Genomic DNA, 12,196 nt, shown 5'->3' with positions numbered 1-12,196 from the left:
CCCGCACGAAATCCGCATCGAAGCGGCTTGAACCGGAGAGAAGGCGGCGATATACGCACCCCTCTCGCGCTCAGGGGTCGTTCTCGATCCGGCGCGATGCTCCGTAAGGGGTTGGGTAGCTCAGATGGTTAGAGCGGTGGATTCATAACCCACAGGTCGGCGGTTCGATCCCGCCTCCAACCACCAACGCACACCCACTAGCTGGTGGGTGTTGCGGGAGAACGAACCGGGCGAGGTCGCCGTGCAAGGTGACCCGCACCGGCGATCCTCTCGATTTGTTGATCGGCTCGATGTCCACCTTCTGGATCAGGCCTCTGACGCTGCCGATCAGGTCTCTGTCCGCGTCGTCGGTGCTGCCGGCCGCCTCGGCCAGGCGGGCCTGGAGCTGCTCGATCTTGCTGGCGTAGTTCTCGGCCGCGCGCGGGTGCAGCTGCACGGGCGGCGCGCCTTCAGCGTCGAGCTGTTCAAGGGTCGCCTTGAGCTGGGCCTGTTCGATTTCGAGAGCTTCGAGCTTCTTGCCGATGACGGCGGCCGCCGTCGCGCCGGAGAGCAGGGCGTCAGCCCCGCGCTCGATGGCGCGCTCGACCTCGGCGATCCGACGCGTCAGCGGTCGACGGCGAACCTCGACCTGGGCAGCCTGTTCAGCCCAGGCGGCGTGGTAGGCCCTGACGTAGGCCGCGACGGCGTCGGGAGCGACCAGTCGCGTGCGCAGGCCGTCCAGCACGCGTTGCTCGATCTCGGCCCGGTTGACGTGGCGGTTGTTGTCGCAGGCGGACGCCCCCTTCTCGCGATAGGCCGCGCAGACCAGCCGCCCCTGGCTGAGCGAGGTATAGGAGGCCCCGCAGCACCCGCACTTCGTCAGGCCTGACAGCAGCCCCGGCCGCCGGCGCAAGCTCGCCCTCTGAGACGGGTCAGTCGTCTGGCGGCTGTCGAGGCGCTGCTGGGCGGCCCTCCAAAGGTCCTGATCGATGATGGCCAGGTGCGGGACGTCGATGCGCTTATGCTCGCTGGGAGGCTTGCAGATGGTGATCTTGCGGCCGGTCTGGCGGTCCTTTCGCATCTCGACGCGGTTGTAGACTTTGACGCCGGCGTAGATCTCGCTGTGCAGGACGCCGTTCGCGCGTTGGCGCGAGCCCTGGATGGACGAAGCGTTCCATTGGCGGCCGGCCGGAGAGGGGATCCTGTCGCGGTTGAGGCGTTCAGCGATCTCGCGCGAGGACATGCGGTCGTTGACGTACATGGAGAAGATGCGCCGAATCACCTCGGCCTGGTCGGGCACGATCTCGACCGCGCCTCCGGGCTGGGAGCGATAGCCGTAAAGGCGCGAGCCGGTCGCGAGACCCTTCTCCGCATTGGAGGCCATCCCGCGCTTGGTCTTCATGCTGAGGTTGCGGATGAAGTCCTGGGCGATGAGCCCCTTGAAGGCGACGTGCATGTCCTGGACCTGGTCGGTCGACAGGGTGGCGATGCCGGCGCCGATGTCGGCCAGGCGGTTGGCCACGTGCGCCAGGTGCTCAAGGTTGCGGGCGAGACGGTCTTCGTCTTCCGCCAGGAGCAGGTCGAACTCGCCCCGGTCGGCCGCAGCGAGCGCCGCGAGAAGCCCTGGGCGATTCGCCATGGCTGAGCCGGAAATGGCGGCGTCCGTGTAGGTGCCGACGACGGCCCAGCCCTTGGCGGCGGCGTGCTGGATCAGGACGTTCACCTGATCGGAGATCGAGCGCTCGTTCTGGCGGTCCGAGCTGTAGCGAGCGTAAAGGGCGACGCGGGTCATGGCCGTCTGCCCTCCCGATGGACGCGATCGGCGATGTGAGCCCCTGCTCGTATCTTAGGGTGCGAGACGGGCCTGACCCTAAGGGCTTTTACCCTGGCTTTATGGAGCGGGGTCATAGTCTGGTCGCTTGGCCTTTTGTGCGGTGCGGCCCCCACAAAGACGGTGCATTGTTGGAATCCATGTCGTGACGACAGGCTGAGCGTGCGTTGAGCGTCCACCCCCCTCGAGGGCGGAGTGACGATCAGCGCGTTGCCGGTTCTCGAACGGGTCGAGACTGGCGGCGTCATCGCTGAGGAACTGTCGTCGTGAAACTGCATCACACCCTCGATCTTGAAGTCTCGAACGGCGTCGGGTTGTTCGCCCTGGCCATTGTGGCGGCGGCGATCGGCGCCGTGGCCGTGGCGCTAATCGTGACTCGCGAGCCTGTCGGTCGGCAAGGGGGCGGCGCTGGCGGCCTGGAAGTCGCGGCGCGCATCAGCACGGGCCATGGCCTGAATGATGCGCAGCAGGGCGGGATCGAGCCCGCCGGAAGGGGGCTCGATCGCTTCGCTGACGCGGCGAGGAGCGGGGGCCATGACTAGTGCTGAGACCCCGTTGCTGAGATCGTGGCCCACATGTCGTTGGCCTTCTGAATCTGTTCGGCCACCGGCATGGCGTCGATGTCGCGCGCGGCCTCCTCCAGGGCGTCAGCGATCCAGTCCAGCCCGGCCGCCTTGGCTTCATGACTGCGCCACGCAGGGGCCATGCGACGGGCCTTAGCCGGACTCATAATCAGCGCCTGACCGCCGCCCTGCAGGCCGACGCGGAAACCGACGCCTCGCACGGGCACCATGCCGACGACGACGCCGTCGTGCTGAAGGGAGATTCCTTCAAGGCCGGGCGATCTGGGAGGCGCGGACGTCATTGCCCGACCTCGATCATGCGGATGCTGCGCGGGTGGCAGGGCACGGCGTGCGCGATGCCGGCGAAGGCGACGTAGACGTAGGCCGTGGACGACTTGCCGGGGTGAACGACCTGGCCGCGCTTGCCCGTCCAGTCGCCTTCGTTGATCAGCTCGACCTCGGCGCCGATGCGCGGATCGACGCCATAGGCGCAGCGGACATAGGCATAGCCGTCATAGGCGCAGCTGCTGACCCGCCGCACCCGGACCATGGACAGGAAGTCGCGGAAGCTGATGGTCCAGACGTCGCTGTAGTCGAGGAAGGCCTGGTAGACGGCGCGCGATCGGGTGGCGGCCGAGAGGGTCGAGGTCGCCACGTAGTCGCCTGCGGTGACGGTGACCTCGTAGAGGTTCCAGAGGGGCTCGATGTCGGCGTCAAGGCGGTCGGTCTGGATCACAGGCACGCCCCCCGGATCGCTTCCCGCTTGGCCTGGGCCATGGTCTCGACGCCTTCAGGGCTCCAGCCGTCGTAACGGTAGCAGCCGTCGGCGCCCTGAACGGTGATGTAGAACTTACACCGGTCATCGCCTGACGTGCGGTCGCGCTCGATCTCGATCGTGCAGCCCTTGTGCGTGCCGCGAAAATAGCCGCGCTTCTTCTCGAGGATCCTCATTGCGGAACCTCCGCCGTCGTCGGGCGCACCACTACGCAGAGAGAATGGATCGGGTCGCCAGTATGAGTGGATGGTGACCAGGAAGAGGTCACCCAGTGGGCGACGGCGACAACTTCGAAGCTGGACGGCAGACCTTGTTCGCGCAGGTCATTCCAGTCGCGGCTGGTGAACCAGATGAAGTCGCCTTTAGCAGGGGCTGTCTTGAGCCACAGGGACTTGAGCGGCAGGTCATCACAACCGGGCCCGCCCTCAAGCTGGATTTCCGTTTTGATCATCATCACACACCGCCTTTCTGCAGGGCGGTGAGAGCTTCTTTCAGCCCGGCGATGCGGCCTCGGTCCCATGCGCCATGCGTTGGTCCGCTGAGAGGCGCGTTGATCTCGGCGCGGATCTTCTCCACGGCGACCCGCAGCGCGTCGGGGGCGGGGTGGGCGATGCGGCTGGCGAGGGAGCGAGCAATCTCAATCCCGTCATCCACATTGGAGACCGACGCCACAACCCTGGTGGGATTCCCCTTCGTCGCGACCATGACGAACTGCCCGCTTTCGTCAGGCCGCTCATCTCCCATGCCGTCTAGCAGCGCGTTCGAACATTCTCCCGTCCAGATTTGGGAGCCGTCCGCCATGTCAATGCAAATGCCGGAAACCGGTCCGTCTTCCTCATTAACGATGAATACCTCGCGCCACCCCACCGGCTGCGCATCCTCGCGGGCTTGCGGCAGGGCGCGAAGGGCTGCCATCTCGTTCGTCTCAGAGTCTGAGGCAGCAGCAGGCCCGATGACCTCCCACTTGTCGCCTTCCAACTCACGTTCGATGAATCGACAGCGATTGCCGTCGATTACGCGGATTTCGCCGCGAACCGGCTGCGGGCCTTCGCCTGCCGCCGCGCCCGCCTCTGAAGCCGCAGGCTGTGCGGAGCGGCTGCGCTCAATCATGGCCATGAGCTGAACGGCGTCCCCGTACTCGCGAGTGAGGGCGATGGTTCTGGGTTGCCCCTTCACCGTGATGGCGGCGGCAAAGCCGTCATAGATGGAGCTGACGATCTCCAGCTCGGCGGTCTGCAGGTCGACCTGGCCGAAGACGGCGCGACGGATCTCGTCCTCGCGTGAGGGGTGCTGATCGCGGTCAGCCATTAGCGGCCTCGCTTCCTTTCGGCGGCGCCGGTTCCCAGCGGCCAGGCGAGCAGTCGGCGGGGTGGAAGACCCAGAAGCCCGGGCCCTTGAGAGAGCGAACGCAATATCGTCCGTCCTCTTCCACGCTGACGAAGGTTCCGGTTCGTCCGTCACGGTGGCGGAGCGTGGTTCCGGGCGTCAGGGCGGCGGCGGCGCTTCCCGTCAGCGGGTCCAGGCCCTTGGCGGCGCGCCAGTCGTTGACGGAGGCGTCGCCATCGAGGACGACGCGGGCGGCCATGGCGGCGGTCTGGACGGCCTCCTTGCGGACGTCGCTGGAGGGTTCGTCCAGGACAGCCTTCACCAGCTCGCCGAACTCTTCGGCCATGGCCAGGGTCATGATCCGGTCGCCGGGGAATTTGGAGCGAGCGCGGGCCAGCTCTGCGCGGACCTGGTCGAGGAAGTCCTCGACGGGATCCGATTGCAGGGCGGCGGCCGTGATCTCGTCCAGCTCCATTTCGCCCTGGAGGGTGGGGTTGCCTTCCCAGCCCGCCTCTTCCTGGGCTGCGACCCATGGGGCGGCGAAGAGGCTGATCAGATCCTGACGCTGCCAATCGGCGCGGCCCGTCTTGGCCCATGTGAGCCCGGCCTGAAGGCGGTCGCCGTCGATGCCGTCCGAGAAGCTTATCAGGATGTCTTCCAGCGCGCGGAAACGCTTGAGCTGAGCGAGCGGGCGGGCGTCGGGTCCGTTGGGGGTGACCTTGGTCATGGTTCGACTCCGGCTTCGATCAGTTCGCCGATCGAGATGTTGAAGAGCTTGGCGATGTCGCGGACGGACCATCCGGCGCGGCTGAACCATCCGCACCAGACGATCAGGCGCGGATGACGGTCGGGGATGGGATCGAGGTGCGGCGTCACGCGGCCTCTCCATGCAGGATGCGCACGCCGTGCGCGGTGGCCGTGAAGGGCGCCGGGCTGCCCGGCAGGCGCGCCGTCAGGCCCTGACGGGTCATGGCGATCAGGGCGGCGTGAATCTTGCGGCGCTCGATCCGGCGCGGGTAGCGGCCGTCGTGGACGGCGCGCAGGATCTCGGTCTCGGTCAGGGGCTGATCGTGGATGGTGCGCAGGATCCGCTCCCAGCGGCCGCCGGGGCAGTAGCCGCGATCGACGTAGACGGGCGTCTGGGCCAGCCGCAGTGGCGGAAGCGGATGCGCGGACGGGTGTGAGCGACGGTCAAGCATCGGCGGCAGCCTTGGCCGGAACGGGCGGCAGGGCGGCCTGGATGCTCGCCAGCAGTTCGGGGACGCCTTCCTCATCCGCGAAGGCCTCGAGCATGTCGTGCGACTTGCGCAGGGCGACGACCAGGGCGCGGCCCTGTTCAGGCGTCAGAGGCGGGTGGCCGAAGACGGCGACGTAAAGAGCCGTCTTGTCTTCGAAGTTGGCGAAGACGGCGCCGGTCGACATGCCGGCGCCCTTGGCGATCGCGCGGATGGTGGCGCGCTCGAAACCGACGTCCTTGAAAAGGGTTTCGGCGGAATCGAAGACGCGCTGGCGGGTCTGCACCTTGGCGGCCTGACGGCGGTTGAGGCGCTTGGGCTCTTCGGTGCTGACGGGATCGGCCGGGGCGGCGAACGCCGCCTCGGGGCTGGGGGAGAAGGTTGCGCCGTCCATCATGCGGCCCTCCCGGCGGCGTCATGGGCGGGCAGCTGATTGCGGGCCAGAGCATGGCGCAGGGCGTCCTGACCCTGGCCGTCCAGCCAGCAATGGCCGATCAGACCGTCGCGGTCGCCGCCGAGGTCGAGGAGGTAGACGGAGACGCCCTCGCGCATGTTGGCGTCGCCGTCGAAGCGCAGGTCTTCGATGTCGACCATCTCGATCGATCGGCCGGCGCGTTCGCGCTGGACGTGACGCGCCAGGGCGCCGATGTCGGGGAAGGCCAGGGGCTTGGCCTGAGGGTTTGCCCTGAGCAGGGCGAAGCGGACGTCGGGGGACACGGGATAGCTCCTGCGGTTGAGAGGTCTGGGCGCCGGGGCGGAGCGGTGATGGGCGGCCAGCAGGGCCGCGCCTTCGATCCAGGGGCGGCGCGTCATTGCGACAGCCCGGCTTCGGTCGCCTCGAGAGCGGCGATCGCGATCTGCAGCTGGTGCTGGCGGGCCCGACAGGACGCGCAGTCCGAGCAGGCGGAAGCGTTGATGTCGTCCGCCAGCGATCGCATCAGGTCGAGGGCCATGGCCGCGACATGGGCTCGCTGAAGATCGGCGTGGGCGAACTGAAGCGTGTATGACCCGTCTTGACGAGGAGCGACGGCGATCATCATCAAGGGGCGCTTCAGCGCGCGGTGAGCGCGGGCGAGGCAGGTTTCCAGAACGGCGGACATCAGCGCGCCCCCGCCCGGCTCACGCCCATCTGGCGGGCGAGATCTTCGCGGGCCTTGGCGTAGTTGGGCGCGACCATGGGGTAGTCGGCCGGGAGACCCCAGCGCCGGCGATACTCCTCCGGCGAGAGGTTGTAGCGGGTGCGCAGGTGGCGCTTCAGCGACTTGAACTTTCGGCCGTCTTCGAGGCAGACGATGAAGTCGGGCGTGATCGACTTGCGGATCGGTACGGCCGGGGCACCGATGTCGGGGCGCGCGATCTCTTCGCCCTGGCCCTCGAAGACCGTGGTGCTCTCGGCCAGGGCGTCTTCGGCCCAGGCGCAGGCCTCTGAGATCTCCCGGTCGTAGTAGTCGGCGTCGTCGGTCTCGATGGTGATCAGGCCGTCCTCAGTGCGATCGCCCCGGAGGACGGCGAGCAAAGGCTCCAGCCGGTCGCTCAGGACCTGCAGGGCCGCGCCGAGACGCTCGAGGCGCTGTTCCGCCAGTTCTTCGCGGGCCGTTGCCGGGAGCAGTTCGATCGTCGTCGCCGGCAGCGTCTCTTCGGAGCCGGGCTCGGCCGACAGCGCCGGCGTCTTGCTGCGCGAAGACGCGCCGTAGTTGGCGGCCGGGCGCTGGAGGATGCCGGCGGCGTAGCGGGCTTCCTGGGCCCGGGTGGCGTTGCCGTAGTCGATGCCGTTGACGACGTGGGGGCCAGTGGGGACGGGCTTTGCCGTTTCTTGCGTGGCCGGATCAAGGTTCAGCCATTCGGCCCAATAGCGACCGGATTGACGCAGCTTGGCTTCAGCGCCGATGCCGAGCGCCTCTTGGCGCAGAAGGCCGAGGCGATGATCGTCAGCGCCTGCCAGCTCGCGGATCAGGCCCTTTTCGATCAGCCAGTCCCAGGTGGCGTCGGCCAAGGTCACGGTGTGGTTGCCTTGGAAATGGGTGAATCCCAGCCCGGCGTTCTCGACCAGATGCCGGGCGCATTTCGTCGCATCGGGATAGCTGTCGCCGCAGGCCGCTTCGTATCTCGAGGTCTTGAGATTGGTGCGGGCGATCAGATCTCCGACCTCAACGAGAACCAGCAGCTGCTTCGGCGTGAGCGCGTCGAGGAAGGGCCAGAGGCGTCGCTTCTGATCGGCCAACCAGGCGAGGCTCTGGTCCGTCTCCGGCGCGTCCTCGATGGCCTGCTCGAGCGGCGTCGGCTTGCTGGGTTCGCGATGAGGCGCATAGGCGCCGCGTTTGAAAACCTTGTCGCGGAAGTCGTCCCAAGACCCGTTGGCCTGATAGGCGGCGATTTGTTCGGGCGTCGCCTCCCGAACCAAGCGTAGCTTGTCCTGGACGTCTCGCATCCCACCACGCGAGCCCTCACGCACCCGACCGGCACGACGCGCCAGCTCGGAGCCGTTGGTGATGCCGAGGCCTTTCGCCGCCCGCGCCAGCATGAGCGCGTCGTCCCAAGGGGTCATGTCCTCGCGGCCGCTGTTCTCAATAACCGCGATAAGAGCGGCCTCGCCTTCGGTTGCCTCCCGCTCGTCGAAAGGCAGTCCCTCGACCAAGGCGGTCGGCAAGCGGCCTTCGTCCCGAAGCAAGCTCGCCCCTCGCCAGCGTCGCTCTCCGATAAGGATCATTCGGGTGCCGTCAGCGCGAACCGGCGTTAGCGTAAGCCGCTGGAGGATGTCGCCTGCGCCCTCGATCTGATCCGCCATATCGGGAATGGAGGACGGATTGACGGTGCGGTTCGCGGGGTTCGGCACGCACTTGTCGATGGGCCAGCGGTCGATCGCGTCCTCGGCCGAGGTCAGGCCCTCGGCCACGTCCTGGCCTGCGACCCATTGGCGGCCCCTGTCAGTCAGAAGCCAGCAGGCGCCGTCGTGCTCGACCACCTGGGCATCGATCAGTTTGCGCATGTCGCGACGGACGTTCGACGGCACGCGGCCGGTCAGGCCGGCCAGGTGTCCGGCGTCGCCGTGCGGTTGGTCGCGCAGCAGACGCAGGACGTCAGTGTAGCTGTAGACAATGCCCGGGAAGTCGGGCTTGCGCATTTCGCGTGGGGCGGAAGAAGCCATGTCAGCGGATCCGGTAATGATCGGGAAGAGGTTGGGCCGGTCCGGTCCGCTCGAGGGCGGCGCCGGCGAAGGCGAGAGCCAGAAGGATGACCAGGGCGGCGGCGAAGGCTTCGCGCGCGGCGTCGGTCAGGACGGGGCCGGTGCGGCGTGGCCGGGTAGGCATCAGGCGCGTCCCAGGATGAAGCCCGCCATGGCGGCGGCGGCGAGCGCGACCCCATGCAGGATGAAGGCGCGGACCAAGAGGCGACCGGCGTGGCGGGCGCGCCGCAGGATGTCGAAGTTCATCCCGGCCAGGGCTGAGGCTTTCAGCCCCTCCTTGGTCAGGGCGCAGGCCAGGGCTCCGAGGCCGGCGAAGCAGAGGGCTGCCGGAATCATGCGTCCGCCCTCACGCCCATTTCCCGATTTTGGCCGGGCCGCCAGTTGCGGTTGACCAGGGCCGAGGCGGCGACGTTCACATAGGCGAAGCTGAGGCCGCAGATGCGGGCGACGCGTTGTTCAGCGGCGTTCAGGACGTAGCAGCGGGCGGCGTCGCCGCGCAGGCCGCGGGCGTTCGGATCCTCGACGGCGAGGAGAGCCCCGGGCCCGCATTCGAGGGCCCGGCACAGGGATTTTACGACGTGGATCGGGTCGGGACCGTCGAAGCCGCCCGAGATCTCGATCCGTTCGGAAGGGCATGGCGGGCGCAGTTCGATGACGACCAGAGGGCCTTCGTCGTTTCCCGCCAGCGCGGCGCGCATGGCGGAGGCGTCGGCAAAAGAAAGGGCGGACGTCATCAGCATGCTCCGCCTTGCGGGCGGGTCGGGGCCGAGGTTTGCCCCGCCTCCGACTCGCTTTTCTCTCTGCGGTTCCACGCACAGGAGAGAAGCGGATGGACGACGTCTTCACCCTCAGGCCGGGCGAGCAGCTCCAGGCCGCCGAACGGGCGATCGCCGCCCTGATCGCCGCAGGTGAAACCCTCGCACCGGATTTCCGCGACCGGGCGCTCACGCATTTTCCCGACTGGCCAGACACCGTGCCGCACCGCATACGCGGCGCTGCCGAGGGCTATCTCTTCGATCAGGCCGAAGACGGCGTATGAGCCGGTCCTGAAAACCTCGCATCGCTTGTATCCCTCAATGCCGGGCAGGCGTTTGCCCCCCTCGCGGTTCAGGAAGCGGTAGAGATCGGCCTTGCGGATATCGGACTCGAGGGCGCTCTGGGTCAGCAGGCGGGGGACGCTGTAGCGGAGGCTGTTCATGCCAACGCCTCCTGATCCGACGCAGGCGCGCCGGGACGCACCCGGGCGGACCAGGCGTTGACGGCGTCGACCTTGGCCTCGGCCTGGACGACGGCGGCGTTGAAGGCGTCCGCGAAGAGGTCGCAGGCGCGCAGGGACCGCTCCAGACGAACCAGCAGGGCGAGAACGGAACAGGACACGGTGGGCAGGGACCAGGACCGGCCGTCCATGCGGATGCAGACGCGGCCCTCAATGAAGGGGCCGGTGATGACCGCCGCCGTCGACAGGTCGAAGGACCGGATCGGCGCCGTGTGCAGCAGGGCGATGATGTCCAGCAGTTCGTCATCGATGCTGACGACGGGCACGGCGCCCGAGAAATCGTGGGCGGTCGAGGCGCGCACGGCGTGCGCGTCCGAAGTTGTCGTCGGGGCGGTGGACGGTTGGAATATTCCGTGAGCCATGGGGCGCTCCTCCAAAGGGACGCCCCGCGCCTGAACGGAAGAGCGCCGGGAGGGAGCTGGGGGAAACCCAACCGAACGGCGCGGGACAACTCAACAGTTCAACCAAACAGTTGGGATGTCAACCGCGTCGTTTAAACCGCAACGTTGTGGTGGCGCGAGCGCAGACCAAAGGGTTGCGAGTTGGTGTAGCTAAGTGTTTAGGTGTACGTCGTTATTTCAACGCAAGGAGCATGCGGGTGGGGCGGTCAATTATTTTGCTGGCAACGCTAGGGGCGGCTCTCGCCTCGTGCGCTACAGCGCCCGAGGTTTACGACTTCCCGAAGAGTCGCGTCGTGCCGGAAGGGAAAGACGCTGTCTGGGAGCGCGTGGTGGAGTTCTTCGCTGCGAACAATCTGTCCATCAAGACCATCGAGAAGGACAGCGGCATCGTTGCCGCGGAGCGCATGATTACCTCGCCTAGGGGGGATAGCACCGTGGCTGCATGGGCGAGCTGCGGTGCTGCGCCCCTGGAGGTGCCTGTTCGGCAGGCGGTAGATCTGAACGTCTTCGTCAAGCCTCAGGGATCTGGGACGCAGGTGACTGTTAATACCCGCATCACTGAGATGCGGCAGTTCGCAAACGATCCGCTCGTGACCGTCACTTGCAACAGCAACGGGACGTTAGAGCGGATGGTGCTTGACGCCGCTCAAGGGCGCTAGAAACGCCGAATGGACTGGACGATGAGGCCTCGGATGCGAACGAGGACCTCGTCGTCTTCGGCTCCATCTGTCATGCCAAGAGGGGCTTGCCAGCGAGGATTGGAAGAGCGCGGCCACAGCAGCGGGCCATTGGCGGTCAGTTCAACCTGTTTGATGCTGAGTTCGCGTTCGGATCCGCCAAAGCGCAGCCGTTCAATCTCAACGATTTGCCCGCTCTGAAGGCCAATGCCTGCACCTTCGAAGTCGACGCAGTGAACGAGATCGCCTTCGAATATTCCGAGGCGATCGACAGAGTCGCCTATTACCTCGGATAGCCACTGATCGGCGTAAGGGAACCGGGGGTCTCGGGCAAAGGGATACTGCTTCGGTTCCGCCTGTGAGGTGTCATCCGCCATAAGCCATGCGCCGGCCTGGACGCGATCGCGGATCGGCAGGGTTTGAGCGCGCTCGTTATCAACCCACTTGCGGAAGTCGACTACGTTGCTGGTCTGCGGGCTTCCTGAAAGCCCGAGGCGCTCTTTCTCCAAGTCGGCTGGCGTCGCGTCGACGGCGGCCGTCAGGCGGCGCTGGTTCTCTGGGTAAAAGATGCTCGGGGCTTGGCCGTTTTCATACTTCGCCCAGCCTTGGCCGGACATATTGGCTCTTTGCCCAGCAGCAGCCTGACTTAGGCCGGCCCGACGGCGCAAAACGGCCAGCGCGCGTCCCAGAAGGGCAGCGGCGTCATTGTTCCCGGAATTATCAACCACCTTGGACATAGTCCTACGAGGATGATGTACCGGCTGGATGAGCGCGAGCGACGGCATAGCTGAAAACGACTAAACCAAACGGTTGCAAAAATCACCGAATAAGTTTCTTTCTCCTTGGCGAACCGAATCACGAGGTCGCCAATGGCCGCCCATCTGCCCCTTAAAACTCGCCCCAAAATGGATCGCTGGCTTCGAGACCGAGGGCTAGGCGCGATGGCTTT

Annotated in this window: 20 protein-coding genes, 1 tRNA gene and 1 pseudogene; 4 read left to right on the top strand and 18 right to left on the bottom strand. The window is 66.7% G+C overall.

The features are described 5' to 3' along the window. The first annotated feature begins 109 nt into the window (after positions 1-109). A tRNA-Met gene (locus BJP32_RS03755) sits at positions 110-186 on the top strand. Here BJP32_RS03755 and BJP32_RS17880 read toward each other — a convergent pair. After that, entirely contained in the window at positions 143-1,771 is a 1,629-nt protein-coding gene (locus BJP32_RS17880; protein ID WP_369822379.1) for a recombinase family protein, read from the bottom strand. The genes BJP32_RS03755 and BJP32_RS17880 overlap by 44 nt on opposite strands. A gap of 305 nt (positions 1,772-2,076) precedes the next feature. Here BJP32_RS17880 and BJP32_RS03735 point away from each other — a divergent pair, with 305 nt between their 5' ends. After that, the gene (locus BJP32_RS03735; protein ID WP_046652501.1) at positions 2,077-2,352 is read left to right on the top strand and encodes a hypothetical protein; all 276 of its coding nucleotides are present in this window, start codon (positions 2,077-2,079) and stop codon (positions 2,350-2,352) included. Here BJP32_RS03735 and BJP32_RS03730 read toward each other — a convergent pair. From BJP32_RS03730 to BJP32_RS03665, 15 genes and pseudogenes are all read right to left on the bottom strand, one after another. Next, positions 2,349-2,675, bottom strand: a complete 327-nt coding sequence (locus BJP32_RS03730; protein WP_143255416.1) for a hypothetical protein — start codon at positions 2,673-2,675, stop codon at positions 2,349-2,351. The two genes, BJP32_RS03735 and BJP32_RS03730, sit on opposite strands and share 4 nt — an antisense overlap. Next, positions 2,672-3,109: a hypothetical protein gene (locus BJP32_RS03725; RefSeq protein ID WP_076222974.1), complete on the bottom strand. Its 438-nt coding sequence runs from the start codon at positions 3,107-3,109 to the stop codon at positions 2,672-2,674. The genes BJP32_RS03730 and BJP32_RS03725 overlap by 4 nt, the downstream gene beginning before the upstream one ends. Next, on the bottom strand, positions 3,106-3,324 hold the full coding sequence (locus BJP32_RS03720; RefSeq protein ID WP_076222972.1) for a hypothetical protein: 219 nt from the start codon (positions 3,322-3,324) through the stop codon (positions 3,106-3,108). The genes BJP32_RS03725 and BJP32_RS03720 overlap by 4 nt, the downstream gene beginning before the upstream one ends. Next, positions 3,321-3,602, bottom strand: coding sequence for a hypothetical protein (locus BJP32_RS03715; protein WP_076222970.1), 282 nt, complete (start codon positions 3,600-3,602; stop codon positions 3,321-3,323). The genes BJP32_RS03720 and BJP32_RS03715 overlap by 4 nt, the downstream gene beginning before the upstream one ends. Further along, positions 3,602-4,456: a hypothetical protein gene (locus BJP32_RS03710; RefSeq protein ID WP_076222968.1), complete on the bottom strand. Its 855-nt coding sequence runs from the start codon at positions 4,454-4,456 to the stop codon at positions 3,602-3,604. The genes BJP32_RS03715 and BJP32_RS03710 overlap by 1 nt, the downstream gene beginning before the upstream one ends. Further along, positions 4,449-5,201, bottom strand: coding sequence for a hypothetical protein (locus BJP32_RS03705; protein WP_076222966.1), 753 nt, complete (start codon positions 5,199-5,201; stop codon positions 4,449-4,451). The genes BJP32_RS03710 and BJP32_RS03705 overlap by 8 nt, the downstream gene beginning before the upstream one ends. Beyond that, complete coding sequence (locus tag BJP32_RS17475; protein ID WP_198935257.1) at positions 5,198-5,350, bottom strand: hypothetical protein; 153 nt, start codon at positions 5,348-5,350, stop codon at positions 5,198-5,200. The genes BJP32_RS03705 and BJP32_RS17475 overlap by 4 nt, the downstream gene beginning before the upstream one ends. Beyond that, the gene (locus tag BJP32_RS03700) at positions 5,347-5,673 is read right to left on the bottom strand and encodes a hypothetical protein (RefSeq protein WP_076222964.1); all 327 of its coding nucleotides are present in this window, start codon (positions 5,671-5,673) and stop codon (positions 5,347-5,349) included. The genes BJP32_RS17475 and BJP32_RS03700 overlap by 4 nt, the downstream gene beginning before the upstream one ends. Beyond that, the gene (locus tag BJP32_RS16885) at positions 5,666-6,106 is read right to left on the bottom strand and encodes a TetR/AcrR family transcriptional regulator (protein WP_233126694.1); all 441 of its coding nucleotides are present in this window, start codon (positions 6,104-6,106) and stop codon (positions 5,666-5,668) included. Before BJP32_RS16885 ends, BJP32_RS03700 begins: the two co-directional genes overlap by 8 nt. Next, positions 6,103-6,522, bottom strand: coding sequence for a hypothetical protein (locus BJP32_RS03690; protein ID WP_083673864.1), 420 nt, complete (start codon positions 6,520-6,522; stop codon positions 6,103-6,105). Before BJP32_RS03690 ends, BJP32_RS16885 begins: the two co-directional genes overlap by 4 nt. After that, on the bottom strand, positions 6,519-6,749 hold the full coding sequence (locus BJP32_RS03685; RefSeq protein ID WP_143255415.1) for a hypothetical protein: 231 nt from the start codon (positions 6,747-6,749) through the stop codon (positions 6,519-6,521). The genes BJP32_RS03690 and BJP32_RS03685 overlap by 4 nt, the downstream gene beginning before the upstream one ends. A 59-nt stretch (positions 6,750-6,808) precedes the next feature. After that, a pseudogene (locus BJP32_RS17590) lies at positions 6,809-7,048 on the bottom strand (MucR family transcriptional regulator); the annotation flags it as partial. Positions 7,049-8,855: 1,807 nt separating this feature from the next. After that, positions 8,856-9,017, bottom strand: a complete 162-nt coding sequence (locus BJP32_RS17305; protein ID WP_158043291.1) for a hypothetical protein — start codon at positions 9,015-9,017, stop codon at positions 8,856-8,858. Next, positions 9,017-9,229 carry a hypothetical protein gene (locus BJP32_RS03670; protein ID WP_076222961.1) on the bottom strand — a complete coding sequence of 71 codons (213 nt, stop codon included), beginning with the start codon at positions 9,227-9,229 and terminating at the stop codon, positions 9,017-9,019. The genes BJP32_RS17305 and BJP32_RS03670 overlap by 1 nt, the downstream gene beginning before the upstream one ends. Continuing rightward, positions 9,226-9,627: a hypothetical protein gene (locus BJP32_RS03665; protein ID WP_143255413.1), complete on the bottom strand. Its 402-nt coding sequence runs from the start codon at positions 9,625-9,627 to the stop codon at positions 9,226-9,228. The genes BJP32_RS03670 and BJP32_RS03665 overlap by 4 nt, the downstream gene beginning before the upstream one ends. A 95-nt stretch (positions 9,628-9,722) precedes the next feature. On the opposite strand from BJP32_RS03665, the gene BJP32_RS17050 reads away from it, so the two are divergent. Further along, positions 9,723-9,932 carry a hypothetical protein gene (locus tag BJP32_RS17050; protein WP_143255412.1) on the top strand — a complete coding sequence of 70 codons (210 nt, stop codon included), beginning with the start codon at positions 9,723-9,725 and terminating at the stop codon, positions 9,930-9,932. Between the two features lie 155 nt (positions 9,933-10,087). Here BJP32_RS17050 and BJP32_RS03655 read toward each other — a convergent pair whose 3' ends face one another. Continuing rightward, the gene (locus BJP32_RS03655) at positions 10,088-10,531 is read right to left on the bottom strand and encodes a hypothetical protein (protein ID WP_143255411.1); all 444 of its coding nucleotides are present in this window, start codon (positions 10,529-10,531) and stop codon (positions 10,088-10,090) included. A 332-nt stretch (positions 10,532-10,863) separates the two neighbouring features. On the opposite strand from BJP32_RS03655, the gene BJP32_RS03650 reads away from it, so the two are divergent. Beyond that, positions 10,864-11,229, top strand: coding sequence for a hypothetical protein (locus tag BJP32_RS03650; protein WP_128718997.1), 366 nt, complete (start codon positions 10,864-10,866; stop codon positions 11,227-11,229). On the opposite strand, the gene BJP32_RS03645 is transcribed toward BJP32_RS03650, so the two are convergent. Further along, on the bottom strand, positions 11,226-11,984 hold the full coding sequence (locus BJP32_RS03645) for a helix-turn-helix domain-containing protein (RefSeq protein ID WP_232623986.1): 759 nt from the start codon (positions 11,982-11,984) through the stop codon (positions 11,226-11,228). The genes BJP32_RS03650 and BJP32_RS03645 overlap by 4 nt on opposite strands. Positions 11,985-12,196: the final 212 nt, after the last annotated feature.

Origin of the sequence: Brevundimonas sp. ZS04 (genome assembly GCF_001956865.1) — a bacterium.
Lineage (GTDB): Bacteria > Pseudomonadota > Alphaproteobacteria > Caulobacterales > Caulobacteraceae > Brevundimonas > Brevundimonas diminuta.
This window is presented reverse-complemented; position numbering and strand designations above follow the sequence as displayed.

Bases quoted from the DNA above. Each gene is read 5' to 3' on its own strand.
- BJP32_RS17880 (WP_369822379.1), bottom strand. From the start codon at position 1,771: ATGACCCGCGTCGCCCTTTACGCTCGCTACAGCTCGGACCGCCAGAAC.
- BJP32_RS03730 (WP_143255416.1), bottom strand. From the start codon at position 2,675: ATGACGTCCGCGCCTCCCAGATCGCCCGGCCTTGAAGGAATCTCCCTT.
- BJP32_RS03720 (WP_076222972.1), bottom strand. From the start codon at position 3,324: ATGAGGATCCTCGAGAAGAAGCGCGGCTATTTTCGCGGCACGCACAAG.
- BJP32_RS03715 (WP_076222970.1), bottom strand. From the start codon at position 3,602: ATGATGATCAAAACGGAAATCCAGCTTGAGGGCGGGCCCGGTTGTGAT.
- BJP32_RS03710 (WP_076222968.1), bottom strand. From the start codon at position 4,456: ATGGCTGACCGCGATCAGCACCCCTCACGCGAGGACGAGATCCGTCGC.
- BJP32_RS03705 (WP_076222966.1), bottom strand. From the start codon at position 5,201: ATGACCAAGGTCACCCCCAACGGACCCGACGCCCGCCCGCTCGCTCAG.
- BJP32_RS03700 (WP_076222964.1), bottom strand. From the start codon at position 5,673: ATGCTTGACCGTCGCTCACACCCGTCCGCGCATCCGCTTCCGCCACTG.
- BJP32_RS16885 (WP_233126694.1), bottom strand. From the start codon at position 6,106: ATGATGGACGGCGCAACCTTCTCCCCCAGCCCCGAGGCGGCGTTCGCC.
- BJP32_RS03690 (WP_083673864.1), bottom strand. From the start codon at position 6,522: ATGACGCGCCGCCCCTGGATCGAAGGCGCGGCCCTGCTGGCCGCCCAT.
- BJP32_RS03685 (WP_143255415.1), bottom strand. From the start codon at position 6,749: ATGATGATCGCCGTCGCTCCTCGTCAAGACGGGTCATACACGCTTCAG.
- BJP32_RS17305 (WP_158043291.1), bottom strand. From the start codon at position 9,017: ATGCCTACCCGGCCACGCCGCACCGGCCCCGTCCTGACCGACGCCGCG.
- BJP32_RS03670 (WP_076222961.1), bottom strand. From the start codon at position 9,229: ATGATTCCGGCAGCCCTCTGCTTCGCCGGCCTCGGAGCCCTGGCCTGC.
- BJP32_RS03665 (WP_143255413.1), bottom strand. From the start codon at position 9,627: ATGACGTCCGCCCTTTCTTTTGCCGACGCCTCCGCCATGCGCGCCGCG.
- BJP32_RS17050 (WP_143255412.1), top strand. From the start codon at position 9,723: ATGGACGACGTCTTCACCCTCAGGCCGGGCGAGCAGCTCCAGGCCGCC.
- BJP32_RS03655 (WP_143255411.1), bottom strand. From the start codon at position 10,531: ATGGCTCACGGAATATTCCAACCGTCCACCGCCCCGACGACAACTTCG.
- BJP32_RS03645 (WP_232623986.1), bottom strand. From the start codon at position 11,984: ATGTCCAAGGTGGTTGATAATTCCGGGAACAATGACGCCGCTGCCCTT.